The following is a 14,254-nucleotide window of genomic DNA, read 5'->3' as shown; positions in this document are numbered from 1 at the left end:
AAAACAAACACAATAGAAAGCGGGCTTCAATTTTATAGAAATGAAAATTTAGATTATTTCGAAAAAATTGAAAGTAAACTTCAAGTTGTTCAATCCGATATTATATCTTATGCTATCAATAATGAAATAAAAAGTAATTATGTAAATACTAATAACGTATTTTCAACACTTGATACTCCTATTTTTATTGACGGAGAATTAAAAGGGATTCTTTCTTATGAATCCACAGAAAATATAAAAAATTGGGACAATGAAGATATTAATTTTGCCAAATCTATTTCTGATTTAATTGTAATCGCATTAACTTCTCAAATGCGCTTGGAAATAGAACAAAGACTTGCCTATAAAAGCGAACTACTTTTAGTTATCAATAAAAATACAAATCAATTTTTATTACAAAAAAGTACTAGTAAACTCATTATGGGAATTATAAATGAGATAGGAAAAATAACCCTATCCGAACGTATTTCCTATTTTAAGAAAGATCCAAAAACTCATTTATTTGACCAAAAATGCATGTGGACAAATGAGCTACAAGATTTTGAAAAAGTTCATCCTAAATTACAGAATCTCTCCTTTTCTGAATTTGATAATAATATAAAAGATTTATCACCTCAACAATTTTTTGAAAGCATTAAGGAAAAAGTTCAAAATGAAAAAGTAAAATCATATTTAGAGAGTTTAAACCCAAACTCTATGTTATTTTTTCCTGTTTTCATAAAAAATGAATTCGAGGGCTTTTTTGCTTTCGATGATTCTACCAAGGAACGCGTTTGGAGTAACGATGAAATTTCCATCTTAAATTTATTGGTGAAAAATATTTCATCCTCTATAGAAAGAAATATAAACGAAGCCATTATTGAAGAAAGTGAAGAGCGATTCCGATTACTGGCTAATAATATTCCAGGAACAGTCTATCTTTCTAATTTTGATGAAAAATACTCTAAAATCTATCTTAATGATGAAATAGAGAAATTGACAGGTTATGAAAAATCTCTTTTTTTAGATAATAAAAAACACTTAATAGACTTAATATTTCCTGAAGATTTACATATTGTTGAGCTGGAAAACAAGATTGCTCTTGAAGAGAAAAAACCATTTCATGCTATTTATAGAATTATGCATAAAAATGGTTCTTTAATTTGGGTAGAAGAGTTTGGAGATGCAATTATAAAAAATGGCGAAATTACTTACTTGGAGGGTATTATAATTGATATTACCGAAAAGAAGAAAAATGAATCCATTGTCAAAGAAAAAGAATTAGCCGAAGCTGCGAATAAAGCGAAATCAGAATTTCTTGCCAACATGAGTCATGAAATACGAACTCCCTTAAACGGAATCATTGGCTATACAGATTTATTAATGAATTCGAAACTGGAAAACACACAAAAACAGTATATGAATACCATTAACCAATCAGCTAATATTTTATTGGAAGTGGTAAATGACATACTGGATTTTTCAAAAATTGAATCAGGAAAACTAGAACTCAATATAGAAAAATACTGTGTCGACGATATTATTCTTCAAATAAAAGAACTAATCAATTATCAAGCCCATTCCAAAAATTTAGAAATAAACTACATTATCGAGGAAAATGTACCAAAATACATTTGGGTAGATTATATCCGTTTAAAGCAAGTACTCATCAATCTACTAACCAATGCAGTCAAATTTACCCATAAAGGAAAAATTGATCTTACCATTTCACCATTAGAAATTCAAAAAAGTCAAACTTTATTGCGCTTTTCAGTAAAAGATACTGGAATTGGAATTCGAAAAAACAACCAAAAAATAATTTTTCAAGCCTTTTCACAAGAAGACAGTTCTACCACCAAAAAATTTGGAGGAACAGGATTAGGATTGACTATTTCCAATCAATTGCTTGGATTGATGAACAGTAAATTACAGATTAACAGTCAATTCAATATAGGAAGTACTTTTTTCTTTGATATAAAGCTAAAAAGCAGCAATAAATCAAAACAAAAAAAAGCAGTACATACAGAAAAAAATATCTCAGAAAATCGTATATTAACCTTAGAAAATGAAGAGCCAAAAATATTGATTGTTGAAGATAACAAAATCAATATGCTCCTGACCAAAACATTAGTCAAACAGATTATTCCAAAATGTACTATTTATGAATCTGTTGATGGCGAAAAGGCACTTGTAAAAGCATTGGAAGTTATTCCAGATATCGTTTTAATGGATATTCAAATGCCTTTAGTTAATGGCTATGAAGCCACAAAACAAATTCGAGAAATAAAGCAATTTAAAGACACCATTATTATTGCCCTTACTGCTGGAACCGTTATGGGTGAAAAAGAAAAATGTATTGAAGTGGGTATGAATGATTATGTACCAAAACCAATTGTAAAGAAAACGCTTGAAGATATTTTAGAAAAATGGCTAAAAGCTAAAAGCAACGCATTATAAAATCGTCATGATTCCAAATTCATTAAGTAAATGGAGAATGGCAGTAATATATTCTTACAAAACTAATACTATCTAGATATGAAATGGATTGGCAGAAGACAAAGTGATAATGTAGAAGATCGCAGAGGAATGTCCACTGGAGGCAAAACCGTTATTGGCGGAGGAATAATTGGAATTATTATTTTACTTGTAAATGCTTTTGGTGGTGAAAATGCCCAAATGATAACACCTATTTTGGAGCAATTTAACCAACCGCAAACTACACAAACAGAATCAAGGCCCTTAACTGAAGCCGAAAAAACAGAAGGTGAATTTGTCAAAACGCTATTGGCGGACAATGAAGATGTTTGGACCCAAATTTTTGAAGAAAATGACCTGACATTCGAAGCTCCAAAACTTATTCTTTTTAGTGGCCAGGTTGAAACAGCCTGCGGAGGAGCCAGTTCGGCTTCTGGACCTTTTTATTGTCCCGGCGACAGAACTATTTATATGGACATGTCTTTCTTCGAAGAACTTCGAACCAAGTTTGGAGCCAAAGGAGGTGATTTTGCAGTTGCATATGTAATGGCTCATGAATTTGGACACCATATACAAACGTTATTAGGAACCTCTGGAAAAGTGCATCAATTACAACAAAACAAAAGCGAAAAGGAGGGCAATAAACTTTCTGTTGCTTTAGAATTGCAAGCAGACTTTTATGCAGGGCTTTGGACACATTATAACGAAAATAAAAATGCCATGCTCGAAGAGGGTGATATTGAAGAAGCATTGAGTGCTGCAAATGCGGTAGGTGATGATGCAATCCAGAAAAAAATGCAAGACCAAGTTGTCCCTGACTCCTTTACCCACGGCACCTCCGAGCAAAGAATGTATTGGTTCAATCGTGGTTTTGAAAGCGGAGATATCAAAAAAGGAGATACTTTTTCGGAGATGGATTAAATCGAAATTTAATCAATGTTATTTTCAAAATTAGTAACATCACAGCTACGATTCAACAACATCCATTCTATCTTTAAGTAAACAAGTAAGGTAATCAAAGGCAGATAGAAAAAATTAGCAGTACCTTTGCACCAACTTAAAGGAGTAAACTAAATAAATAGTGTTTGCTTCATAAACACAATTTATGTCATTCAATTCATTAGGATTATCTGATGCTTTATTAAAAGCCATCAGCAAAAAAGGATATACAACTCCTTCCCCAATACAACAAAAAGCAATTCCACCTATTTTAGAAGGTAAAGATGTATTAGCATCTGCACAGACGGGAACAGGAAAAACAGCAGGATTTACACTACCCATATTACAATTATTATCGCAGGGAAAACACTTAAGCCACAGACCCATTCGTGCTTTAATTTTAACACCAACAAGAGAACTGGCTGCTCAAATATTAGCCAATATAAAAGAATATAGTACATATTTAGATTTACGCAGTACAGTAATTTTTGGTGGCGTAAACCAAAACCCACAAGTAAGTCAATTGCGTCAAGGGGTTGATATTCTTGTCGCAACTCCCGGTCGATTAATCGATTTGCAAAATCAAGGTTTAATTTCGCTTTCAAAAGTAGAAATCTTGGTTTTGGATGAAGCAGACCGTATGCTGGACATGGGGTTTTTACGAGACATTGAGCGTGTCATGAAAGTGTTGCCTCCAAAAAGACAAAACTTACTATTTTCCGCAACTTTTTCAAAAGACATTAAGAAATTGGCAATGGGTATTTTGCACCATCCAGTTCAAGTTGAAGCCACTCCCGAAAATACAACTGTTGATGCCATTATTCAAAAAATATATCCTGTTGCAAAAGAGAAAAAAACAGAATTGATAATTAAACTTATTTCCGAAGGCAACTGGAAACAGATATTGGTGTTTACCCGAACGAAACAAGGAGCAAACAAGCTAACTGAAAGTATGATTAGCTCCGGAATTAAAGCAGCAGCTATTCATGGCAATAAAGGTCAAGGCGCACGAACCAAGGCACTTGCTGGTTTCAAAAACGGAAGCCTAACAGCTTTAGTCGCTACAGATATAGCAGCTCGAGGTTTGGACATCCCATTATTACCGCATGTTGTTAATTTTGAATTGCCTAATATTCCCGAAGATTATGTCCATCGAATTGGTCGAACTGGAAGAGCTGGAGCGAGTGGTGAAGCTATTTCATTAGTTAGTCCAGACGAAACCACCTTTTTACGAGATATAGAAAAATTAGTTGGCTTAAAATTGCCTAAAGAAAACATTAAAGGTTTTGAACCGGACCCTAATGCATCAACTGAACCAATCAAACAAGGTCAAGGGAGACAACAACGCAATTCAACTCCTAAGAAGCCAAAAACAGATACTACAAACAGAAGCAGTACTAGTTTTGGGCCAAGACGTCCAAATCAAAATAATGACAGACGTTCTAACAGATAATTTCATTTAAAAACCTGAGTTTTTATTAATTTTTGGGAGCAGAAGTTTTTCGGCTCTTTTGAAAATAAGTCCCGCTTTACGTTACAATCTCTCTCGTCTCGTCTTCAGGGACGAGACGAGAGAGGATTTCCACTGCAATCGGGGCTATAATTCAAGTTTTTTATTTCTTTGAAATTTTTTCAAAAAATCAAAAATCACAATCGAAATCATTCCAATTACATTAACCCAACCAACCATCACGATCCAAACTTCGGTATTGAATGGCTTCCGAAATATGACCAGAACCAACCAAATCTGCTCCTTCTAAATCGGCTATAGTTCTAGAAACTTTCAAAATTCTATCAAAAGCACGGGCGGAAAGGTTCAATCTTTCCATAGCGGTTTTCAACAGTTGTAACGAAGCATCATCAAGTGAGCAATGCTCGCGTATTTGTTTCGAACTCATTTGCGCATTATAATGAATATGATCTATTTCTTCGAATCTTTTGGATTGGATTTCACGAGCCGAAGTAACTCGTTTTCTTATTTCTACGCTACTTTCCCCATTTCTTTTTTCGGTTAATTTATCGAAAGGAACCGGCGTTACTTCAATATGAATATCAATCCTATCCAATAAAGGACCGGAAATTTTACTCAAATAGCGGGTCATTTCATGAGGAGATGAAGTGTTTGGAGAATCGGGATCATTAAAAAATCCGCTCGGACTCGGATTCATACTTGCCACCAACATAAATGACGAGGGATATGTTATCGTAAATTTTGCTCTCGAAATGGTTACTTCCCTATCTTCCAATGGTTGTCGCATTACTTCCAATACTTCTCGCTTAAATTCGGGTAATTCATCCAAAAACAAAACCCCATTGTGTGCCAACGAAATTTCGCCGGGTTGCGGATAACTGCCCCCACCCACAAGCGCCACACTCGAAGCTGTATGATGCGGACTGCGAAATGGGCGCTGATTCATTAATCCCACATCCTTTACTTTTCCGGCTACACTGTGAATTTTTGTAGTCTCCAAAGCTTCTTTCAAAGTCATTGGAGGCAAAATACTAGGCAGTCGTTTGGCAATCATCGTTTTTCCGGATCCTGGAGGGCCAATCAAAATAATATTATGTCCACCCGCAGCAGCTATTTCCATACAACGTTTTATGGATTCTTGTCCGCGTACTTCGGAAAAATCAAATTCCGGAAAATCTAAGGTTTTATAAAATTCATCACGAGTATTAATAACCGTAGGGGCAAGTGTTCCCTTTCCTTCAAAAAAATCAATAACTTCCAATACATTTTCCACACCGTAAACGTCAAGACCGGCAACAATAGCAGCTTCTTTTACGTTTTGTTTAGGTAGAAAAAAACCTTTAAACCCTTCTTCTTTGGCTTTAATGGCAATAGGAAGTCCCCCTTTTATAGGCTGTAAACTTCCGTCGAGCGAAAGCTCCCCCATAATGAGGTATTTGCCCACTTCATCTGATTTGATTTGTCCCGATGCGGCAAGAATTCCTATGGCAAGGGTCAAATCATAGGCAGATCCTTCCTTCCTTAAATCGGCAGGAGCCATATTGATGGTTATTTTTTTAACCGGAAGACTGTAACCATTATTTTTTAAGGCGGCAGCAATGCGGTAACTGCTTTCTTTTATGGCATTATCCGGTAAACCTACCAAGTGATAACCTACACCTTTATCAATATTCACCTCTACGGTGATTGTAGTTGCCTCAACCCCAAAAACGGCACTTCCATAAACTTTGATTAACATATATAATAGTTTTAATTAAATGTAAATACTATTTTACTTCAAACCAAAAATATTTAATCAAATTCTTACTTATGTAACAACTTTATGTCTTGATGTATTTAAAATTACGAATACACCAACCCTATTTGCTCTCTCACTTTATCCACAATTGTAATAAGATCCAAACTGTTTTGATGGGACCAAAGTTCGCTTTCTATTTTATTTGCCCTGATACAAGCATGACATTCCTCAATTTCGTAGGTATAGCCTTTACCAAGCGTTGGTCTTTTGAATTTTTCTTTATGACCGTCATGAATCAGAGTATAGGATTCCGCCATATACCAAGGAGAGTTGAGATTAATTCGACCTTGCGTGCCACTTATGGTAGCTTTAAGATTAGAAGAAGATAAAAAACTGGAGTGCAATATCGCTTGTGCAGTTTCATATTGTAAAATGATAGATGTTTGCAAGTCGGCACCAGTGGGATGAAAATTGGACTTGGCGACAATCTCTTTTGGAATTCCTAACATCAAATAAGCCAAAAACAAAGGATAAGCACCAACATCCATCAATGAACCACCACCTAGTTTTATATCAGTCATTCTGTTGCCTTCGAGATTTTCTACTGCAAAAGCAAAATCGGCGTTAAGGTATTTCACGTCGCCTATTAATCCGTTTTGAACATGCAGCAACGCTTCACGCACCGAAGGATTGAAACGAGTCCAGAACGCTTCCATGAAAAACTTGTTGTATTGTCTTGCCGTTTCAATCATCTGAAGAGCATCTTGATAACTCAAGGCTATCGGCTTTTCGCACAGTACATGTTTATTATTTTGCAATGCCATGATTGTTAGTTCGGCATGTGAATCGTGTGGTGTGGCAATATAAAGAATATCGATATTTTCGCCCTGAAAAAGCTCTTCATATGAACCATATGCTTTTGGACATTGGAAACGATTGGCAAAATCTTTGGCTTTGTCCAAATTTCGGGAAGCTACCCCACAAAGCTCAGCCGATTCTACCAATTGCAATTCACTGGCAAATTGTTGGGCTATTTTTCCTAAACCAACAATTCCCCATTTTATTTTTATATTATTTCCCATTAGAGACTTACTTTTTAATAATTAAATACAATGTTTTAAAGAAAATCAAATTGTTTTAGCAATGCAAGACTAAAAATTTAACTGCAAAACTCCCAAAAGCAGACTAGAGACGAAAGGCTTTTTTCGGTTAAACTTAAGGCTTATCTCTCCCTATGAATCTTTCTTTTCCGAGTAAAAAGTTTACGGCTCTCAAAACATTCTTATCAATGGATTCCTCCGTTTTGAGAAAGGACAAGTACCGAACGATTTCCAATTGTAATGATGGTCGTAAACTATCGAATATTCTTTGTGCCTCTGGATTATCCCTTAATCCATTGATTAGTTTGGGATGCATCGGAATCACTCTTTCTTCTGGGTCAAAAGCAATTTCAAAATTCGCAGTATCACCTACTTCTTTCTTAGCTGTTTTTCGCATGGGAGTATTTAGGTACAACCGCCAATGTCCACTGTATTTTATTAAGGTTTGGATAAATTCGTGACCATCAATTTTCATTTTGACCGGAATTTTTCCTTTGTCTTTATTGGCTTCCTTAAAAATAGAATCCAAAACAGTATCGGGTAGAAAAACAAATGGGTTCACCCCTATTATTTGAATTTCAGCAGAAAATTTATTTGTTCCCATATACATATTTAAAGAATAAAGTGTTCCAATGTTGCAATAAATTAGGTTTCTGCAAGCTTAAATCCACAACTCTGTCAATTTTCTTTCTTTTGTTTACAATAAACAAACCAAATAAAATCATCACAAAAGGGACTACTCTAAACAATGCGGATTTTATTTCTTCATCCATCTTTTTCGTTTTCAGTTAAAGTAATTTATCGTAAACGAAAATACAAATTAAAAACTGAAATTATTCAAACTTAAAACAACCAAAATTCCTGTTTGCAAGTTTGCGACTATTATTTCTTATATTTGAAAAAGGAAGGAAAATCAGACCAAGCTAGCTCAAATAAGGTTTATTGGTCTGATTTTATCAGACCAATAAACGAGTTGTGTGCAATTATAAAACCAAAAATATGAATAGATTAAAATTGATGTTAATAATGTTTTTTTTCTTGCCAAACTTTATTTTTTGCCAAGACATTAAGGATTACTCTAAAGTAAAAACAAATTCTGGGGAAGTAATAATTCCAGGAAATTGGGAGCAATTAAATAAAATGGATGACTCTGGTCAAACTTACCTAAAGAATAAAGATGGAGTAATTATAGCAGTTGCTCAAAATCCCAAAAAAGCATATCCTTTTTTTAAAAACAATGAATCAGATTATGAAAACGTAAAATTATTTTACGCATGGGATTCTGACTATTATAAAGAGAATAAGTTCAAAACGGATAAGATTAAAGAAAATACTGAGTTAGAATATATAATTTGGAAATATAATGACAAGAAACTCGATAATGTATTTCTATTCGGTTCGACTAAAAATAATTTTTTAAATCTTCTTGTTTACTCTAATAATTGGAGTGAAGATGAAAAGATAATTTTTTTAGAAAATCTATACAAATTAAATAAATAACTACACACAACAGCAGTTACACGAGATTTGAGTTTTAGTCATCAGCTGAAACTTGGTTTTGTATTTGAAAGTTAAGTCTTTAACCGAAAATTAAGGCTTACTTTTCCCCAAACCTAGTGTAGCTGCGGGACGTTATAAGCAAGTTTAACATCACGAAACAAAATTAAATCAAAATGAGAAATTTTATAATTCTACTATTTTTATGTCTATTAACAAACTTTAGTTTTGCTCAAACTCAATTGGAAATGAATACTGAAGCGGGAGCAAATTATCAAAAGGCAGATAAAGAATTGAACTCTACATACACTAAGATTTTAAAAGAATATAAATCTGACACTACTTTTATAAAAAACTTAAAAGCCTCCCAAAATATTTGGATAAAATTTCGTGATGCTGAAATGAAAATGAAATATCCTGACAGAGAACCTGGCTATTATGGAAGCATTCAACCTGTATGTTGGTATAATTATCTAGAAGGATTGACAAAAAAACGAACCAAAGAGCTAAAAATTTGGCTCACGGGAATTGAAGAAGGAGATAGTTGCTCTGGCTCAGTGAAAATGAAATAAAAACCTGCTTATAACAGCTACTACAACGGATTTGGGCAATGGGTTTAATGGAAAGTTGGTTTTGTATTTGGAATGACTTGGCAAATCCGAAAATAGGGCTTAATTTAGTCCCAAACCCGCTGTAGTACCAGAACGATACGTAACATCTTTTACAAAAAACATAAAATAGAAATAAAAAAATGACAAAAATTGCTTTAATAACAGGTGCAACTTCAGGAATAGGAAAAGCTACAGCAATTAAATTAGCTCAAAACGGATATAATTTAATCGTTTGTGGACGCCGTTCAGAGAAACTGGAAGAGTTGAAAAATTTATTATCAAGTACTGTGAAAATTCATAGTTTGATATTTGATGTTCGCAGTAGAAAAGATGTTGATCTTCAACTTAATTCTTTACCAAATGAATGGAAAAACATTGATGTACTGGTAAATAGCGCAGGTAATGCTCACGGACTTTCTTCGATCAATAATGGAGAAATTGAAGATTGGGACGCAATGATTGATGGAAACGTAAAAGGATTATTATATGTTTCGAGAGCAATAATTCCACAAATGGTTGAAAGAAAAAAAGGCCATATCATAAATTTGAGCTCAATTGCGGGGAAACAAACCTATGCAAATGGGGCAGTTTATTGCGCTTCAAAAAAAGCAGTAGAAGCAATAAGCGAAGGGATGAGACTTGACTTAACCGAACATGGAATTAAAATTACTAACATCGCACCAGGCGCAGTTGCAACAGAATTTTCAGAAGTTAGATTTAAAGGAGATACTGAAAAAGCTAAAAAAGTTTATGAAGGCTACGATCCATTATTGGCAGATGATATAGCAGATTTTATATTTTATGCGGTCAACGCTCCTGATAGAGTTACCATTGCCGATGCAACAATATATTCTAAATCTCAATCTGCACCGACAACAATTTACAAAAAATAAAAGTAATAATCTTATAGTGATAATGGTAGCCTCTTGAAAATTAAATTTTTAGAAAGACACTAAAAAAAAAGCCCGTTTAAATAGTTTTTTAACGAGCTTTCGTTTTTATGCAAAATGGAGTATTTTAGGAGTTCTCTTTTTAATTCGTATTTACGTTTAGCAGAAAATAAGCAACTAAAAAACCTAATGACAAATAAAATGAAACTACCACCATATGACATTTTCCCAATTATCTCTGGCAACAAAATCACGTTACGAGAAATTCTGGTTTCGGACATTGAAGACCTTATTGAAATTTCGTTTTATGATGCTGTTCAGGCAACTACTTTACAAGAAGCAACAGAAATGCAGCTTAAAATAAACAAAGACTATATTGACGGGAATTCCATTCATTGGGGTATTGCAGACAATTTAACAAATAAAATTATTGGGACTTGTGGTTACTATCGTGGACTTGATCAAGGAACTGGGGAACTCGGTTGCGTTTTATTACCTCAATACCAAGGGCAAGGTTTTATGACCGACGCTATGTTATCAGCCATAGACTTTGGGATAAACAATATTGGACTAAAACGAGTTTGGGCAATAACAACTAAGCAAAACGAGAAAGCAATAAAACTTCTTGAGAACCTTAACTTTATTAAAATAGCAGATTTGGATGATAGTGAAATTGAATATGAATTAAGTAAGAATACATAACATTTTATCTCGTGAAGAATAACACGGATTTACAACAATTCAAATCAAAATAAAATACTGATGACGAAAACAAACCAACCCATAGACCAAGATTTTTTAGATCAACTGACTTTTGAACCATTGTCAAAAGACAATTGGGGAAAATTTGTTCAGCTTTTTGGTAACAAGGGAGCCTGTGGTAACTGCTGGTGTATGTCATTCAGACTCAAAAAAAGTGACTTTGACGAAGGGAAAATAAATGATGGTAACAAAACTGCTATGAAAGAACTTATTTGGAGCGATAAACCAACTGGTATTCTAGGATTTTATGAAGGGCAGCCAATTGCTTGGTGCGCATTTGCTCCACGCGAAGATTTCTTAAAACTTGAAAACTCAAGAGTTCACAAACGAATTGACAACAAAGCTGTTTGGTCAATCCCTTGCTTTTTTATTGACAAAAATTTCAGGAGACAAGGTGTTTCAGTCGAACTTTTAAAGGCAGTTATCAAGTATGCACAACATGAAAAAATAGAAATCATTGAAGCATATCCAACCACTCCCACACAAGAAAAACTTCCCGACGCATTTGCCTGGATTGGTCTCTATAAATCTTTTGACCGTGCCGGTTTTACAATTGTGGACAGGACTTCTAAAAACAGGCCTATGGTTCGTTATTATACAGAACAATAATTTTCAAATTGATTTTTTCATCTTAAAAATCAAAATCCCTCATTTCTACTAAAGATCTTATATACTCGCATAAGGGATTACTTCACTATGTATTTATTTTCATCGGAGTTCAGTGAATTTCATTTGAAGCTAGCTACCGAAGTAGTGCGGATAGCCCGACCGCCGCTAGAGAAAAGGGCAATGACAACAAAGTAACTAGCCCTTTTCTCTAGCGGGGATTACGCCCAAACGAGCTTTTTACGAATTGACGAAGTAAACGAACTTTGGTAAACTGTAGAAGCAATTAGGATTTATGATTTTGTGGTAAATTGTAATGCTCAAACAAGTAAATTCTTTAAATTTGAATCAAATATTTTAAAAAAAATACCATGGGACTATTTAATGCCATTCTGGGCAATGCATCGGAAGTGAATCTTGAAAATCTTTCGAAGGAATTTGAACCTTTAATGATAGCAGGCGAAACGATCGAGAAAGGATACAAAGTAATCAAGGATATGTTTGTTTTCACGAATAAAAGACTGATTTTGGTTGAAAAACAATTGGTAGGCAGTAAGGTGGACTATCTTTCGATTCCCTATACTTCTATTAAAAAATTCTCTAAAGAAAGTGCCGGAATCCTAGACATGGATGCCGAATTAAAAATTTGGCTTTCTGGGGAAGATGCTCCTATTTCTAAACAATTTGGCAAAGGCGGAAATAATATCAATGAAATATATCAAATCCTTAGCCAACATATATTAAAGTAATTTTAGATTAAGGAAATAGAGAAAAGAAACAAGATGAAAGAAAATAAGGATTCGATTTCGAAATCCAAAATCCAAAAATCTTTCTTCTTGACTCTTTCTTCTTGACTCTTTTTAACTCTCTTAAACCCCATCTCTTATGAAAATAATTATACGCACTTTTAAACTCAAGCTTAAGCACACTTTTACGATTTCGAGAGAGTCGCACGATATTCAGCCTACATTGATTGTGGAATTGCAAAGTGAGGGATTTTCGGGTTTTGGTGAGGCTACTTCAAATCCATACTATAATATTACGGTGGATAGCATGAGAGCCAATTTGGAATCAATTATTCCTTTTATAGAATCGCACAATGACGAAACTCCTGAGGAATTCTGGGACGCAGCTTCGGCTTTATTGAAGAATGATATGTTCGCCTTATGCGCTTTAGATATGGCTTACAATGATTTGTATGCCAAGAAAAAAGGTAAAAAGCTATACGAACTTTGGGGGAATTCTCCTTTGCACAATCCTAAAACCGATTATACGATTGGGATTGACAAATTGGATAAAATGGTGATGAAGCTGAAAGAAATGCCTTGGCCAATCTATAAAATCAAACTAGGCACCAAAGATGATATTGCCATTGTTACCGAATTGCGTAAACATACCGATGCGCGTTTCCGTATTGATGCCAATTGTGGCTGGACGGTTTCCGAAACCATTAATAATGCAATTGCTCTAAAAAAACTGGGGGTCGAATTCTTGGAACAGCCTATGAAAGCAGACCAATGGGCGGCACACAAAGAGGTTTTTAAACACTCTGTGCTACCTATTATTGCTGATGAAAGTTGCATTATTGAAGAAGATGTCGCTAAATGTCACAACCATTTTCATGGGGTAAATATAAAGCTAGTGAAATGTGGCGGTCTTACTCCAGCTAGAAGAATGATTGCCGAGGCCAAACACTATGGCATGAAAACAATGGTGGGTTGTATGACGGAATCTACGGTTGGTATTTCGGCTATCGCACATTTACTACCGGAGTTGGATTATGTAGACATGGATGGTGCTTTATTACTGTCTGAAGATATTGCCACTGGCGTTACGATTACTGACGGGATTATTCATTATGCAGATTCCAACGGAATTGGCGCTAGTTTAATAACCCGATAACAACTATAATAGCATAAACTAATGCAGGTAAAAGAGATTCCAAATAGAGTATTTTACAAGAACGGAGAAGAGTTTCTGTACTTTGGTGGCACCAATTATTTGGGCGTTACTACCCTACCCGAGTTTCAAAATATACTGTTGGCTAGTTTTCAAAAATGGGGAACGAGTTATGGAAGTTCCCGTTCGGCAAACATCCAGTTGGAGATTTACAAAACTGCAGAAGATTTACTGGCCAGACAAATAGGAACCGAGGCTGCTGTTACAATTTCCTCTGGGATGTTGGC

14 protein-coding genes and 1 pseudogene are annotated in these 14,254 nt (G+C 34.6%); 11 read left to right on the top strand and 4 right to left on the bottom strand.

The window, feature by feature from the left end:
- From VFS71_RS05235 to VFS71_RS05225, 3 genes are all read left to right on the top strand, one after another.
- Positions 1-2,436: ATP-binding protein (locus VFS71_RS05235; RefSeq protein ID WP_326399800.1), on the top strand; the 2,436-nt coding region annotated here is incomplete at its 5' end.
- Positions 2,437-2,514: 78 nt separating this feature from the next.
- Entirely contained in the window at positions 2,515-3,375 is an 861-nt protein-coding gene (ypfJ, locus tag VFS71_RS05230) for a KPN_02809 family neutral zinc metallopeptidase (RefSeq protein WP_326399799.1), read from the top strand.
- A gap of 184 nt (positions 3,376-3,559) precedes the next feature.
- Positions 3,560-4,846: a DEAD/DEAH box helicase gene (locus VFS71_RS05225; protein ID WP_326399797.1), complete on the top strand. Its 1,287-nt coding sequence runs from the start codon at positions 3,560-3,562 to the stop codon at positions 4,844-4,846.
- A 220-nt stretch (positions 4,847-5,066) separates the two neighbouring features.
- Here the strand turns inward: VFS71_RS05225 and VFS71_RS05220 are convergent, their stop codons facing one another.
- The 4 genes from VFS71_RS05220 to VFS71_RS05205 all read right to left on the bottom strand — a co-directional run bounded on the left by VFS71_RS05220 (position 5,067) and on the right by VFS71_RS05205 (position 8,475).
- Positions 5,067-6,602, bottom strand: a complete 1,536-nt coding sequence (locus VFS71_RS05220; RefSeq protein WP_326399796.1) for a YifB family Mg chelatase-like AAA ATPase — start codon at positions 6,600-6,602, stop codon at positions 5,067-5,069.
- A gap of 104 nt (positions 6,603-6,706) precedes the next feature.
- The gene (locus VFS71_RS05215) at positions 6,707-7,684 is read right to left on the bottom strand and encodes a Gfo/Idh/MocA family oxidoreductase (RefSeq protein ID WP_326399795.1); all 978 of its coding nucleotides are present in this window, start codon (positions 7,682-7,684) and stop codon (positions 6,707-6,709) included.
- Positions 7,685-7,817: 133 nt separating this feature from the next.
- Positions 7,818-8,306: a YdeI/OmpD-associated family protein gene (locus VFS71_RS05210; protein WP_326399793.1), complete on the bottom strand. Its 489-nt coding sequence runs from the start codon at positions 8,304-8,306 to the stop codon at positions 7,818-7,820.
- Positions 8,293-8,475, bottom strand: a complete 183-nt coding sequence (locus tag VFS71_RS05205; RefSeq protein WP_326399792.1) for a hypothetical protein — start codon at positions 8,473-8,475, stop codon at positions 8,293-8,295. The genes VFS71_RS05210 and VFS71_RS05205 overlap by 14 nt, the downstream gene beginning before the upstream one ends.
- Positions 8,476-8,701: 226 nt before the next feature.
- Between VFS71_RS05205 and VFS71_RS05200 the strand changes: the two genes are divergently transcribed.
- From VFS71_RS05200 to VFS71_RS05165, 8 genes and pseudogenes are all read left to right on the top strand, one after another.
- The gene (locus VFS71_RS05200) at positions 8,702-9,202 is read left to right on the top strand and encodes a hypothetical protein (protein WP_326399791.1); all 501 of its coding nucleotides are present in this window, start codon (positions 8,702-8,704) and stop codon (positions 9,200-9,202) included.
- A 173-nt stretch (positions 9,203-9,375) separates the two neighbouring features.
- Positions 9,376-9,771 carry a lysozyme inhibitor LprI family protein gene (locus tag VFS71_RS05195; protein WP_326399789.1) on the top strand — a complete coding sequence of 132 codons (396 nt, stop codon included), beginning with the start codon at positions 9,376-9,378 and terminating at the stop codon, positions 9,769-9,771.
- Between the two features lie 179 nt (positions 9,772-9,950).
- Positions 9,951-10,703 (top strand): SDR family NAD(P)-dependent oxidoreductase, encoded by a 753-nt coding sequence (locus VFS71_RS05190; protein WP_326399787.1) that lies wholly within the window; start codon positions 9,951-9,953, stop codon positions 10,701-10,703.
- A 198-nt stretch (positions 10,704-10,901) separates the two neighbouring features.
- Complete coding sequence (locus VFS71_RS05185) at positions 10,902-11,402, top strand: GNAT family protein (RefSeq protein ID WP_326399785.1); 501 nt, start codon at positions 10,902-10,904, stop codon at positions 11,400-11,402.
- A gap of 60 nt (positions 11,403-11,462) precedes the next feature.
- Positions 11,463-12,071 carry a GNAT family N-acetyltransferase gene (locus tag VFS71_RS05180; RefSeq protein WP_326399784.1) on the top strand — a complete coding sequence of 203 codons (609 nt, stop codon included), beginning with the start codon at positions 11,463-11,465 and terminating at the stop codon, positions 12,069-12,071.
- 368 nt (positions 12,072-12,439) lie between these two features.
- The gene (locus VFS71_RS05175) at positions 12,440-12,817 is read left to right on the top strand and encodes a PH domain-containing protein (RefSeq protein ID WP_326399783.1); all 378 of its coding nucleotides are present in this window, start codon (positions 12,440-12,442) and stop codon (positions 12,815-12,817) included.
- Positions 12,818-12,953: 136 nt separating this feature from the next.
- Positions 12,954-13,970, top strand: a complete 1,017-nt coding sequence (locus tag VFS71_RS05170; RefSeq protein WP_326399782.1) for a dipeptide epimerase — start codon at positions 12,954-12,956, stop codon at positions 13,968-13,970.
- Between the two features lie 21 nt (positions 13,971-13,991).
- Positions 13,992-14,254, top strand: a pseudogene (locus tag VFS71_RS05165) (pyridoxal phosphate-dependent aminotransferase family protein); the annotation flags it as partial.

Source organism: Flavobacterium sp. (assembly GCF_035760125.1).
In the GTDB taxonomy this organism is placed as follows: Bacteria; Bacteroidota; Bacteroidia; order Flavobacteriales; family Flavobacteriaceae; genus Flavobacterium.
This window is presented reverse-complemented; position numbering and strand designations above follow the sequence as displayed.

Excerpts from the sequence above, each read along its gene's own strand:
- VFS71_RS05220 (WP_326399796.1), bottom strand. The coding sequence starts at position 6,602 with ATGTTAATCAAAGTTTATGGAAGTGCCGTTTTTGGGGTTGAGGCAACT.
- VFS71_RS05180 (WP_326399784.1), top strand. The coding sequence starts at position 11,463 with ATGACGAAAACAAACCAACCCATAGACCAAGATTTTTTAGATCAACTG.
- VFS71_RS05185 (WP_326399785.1), top strand. The coding sequence starts at position 10,902 with ATGAAACTACCACCATATGACATTTTCCCAATTATCTCTGGCAACAAA.
- VFS71_RS05190 (WP_326399787.1), top strand. The coding sequence starts at position 9,951 with ATGACAAAAATTGCTTTAATAACAGGTGCAACTTCAGGAATAGGAAAA.
- VFS71_RS05215 (WP_326399795.1), bottom strand. The coding sequence starts at position 7,684 with ATGGGAAATAATATAAAAATAAAATGGGGAATTGTTGGTTTAGGAAAA.
- VFS71_RS05170 (WP_326399782.1), top strand. The coding sequence starts at position 12,954 with ATGAAAATAATTATACGCACTTTTAAACTCAAGCTTAAGCACACTTTT.
- VFS71_RS05225 (WP_326399797.1), top strand. The coding sequence starts at position 3,560 with ATGTCATTCAATTCATTAGGATTATCTGATGCTTTATTAAAAGCCATC.
- VFS71_RS05200 (WP_326399791.1), top strand. The coding sequence starts at position 8,702 with ATGAATAGATTAAAATTGATGTTAATAATGTTTTTTTTCTTGCCAAAC.
- ypfJ (WP_326399799.1), top strand. The coding sequence starts at position 2,515 with ATGAAATGGATTGGCAGAAGACAAAGTGATAATGTAGAAGATCGCAGA.
- VFS71_RS05175 (WP_326399783.1), top strand. The coding sequence starts at position 12,440 with ATGGGACTATTTAATGCCATTCTGGGCAATGCATCGGAAGTGAATCTT.
- VFS71_RS05195 (WP_326399789.1), top strand. The coding sequence starts at position 9,376 with ATGAGAAATTTTATAATTCTACTATTTTTATGTCTATTAACAAACTTT.
- VFS71_RS05210 (WP_326399793.1), bottom strand. The coding sequence starts at position 8,306 with ATGGGAACAAATAAATTTTCTGCTGAAATTCAAATAATAGGGGTGAAC.
- VFS71_RS05205 (WP_326399792.1), bottom strand. The coding sequence starts at position 8,475 with ATGGATGAAGAAATAAAATCCGCATTGTTTAGAGTAGTCCCTTTTGTG.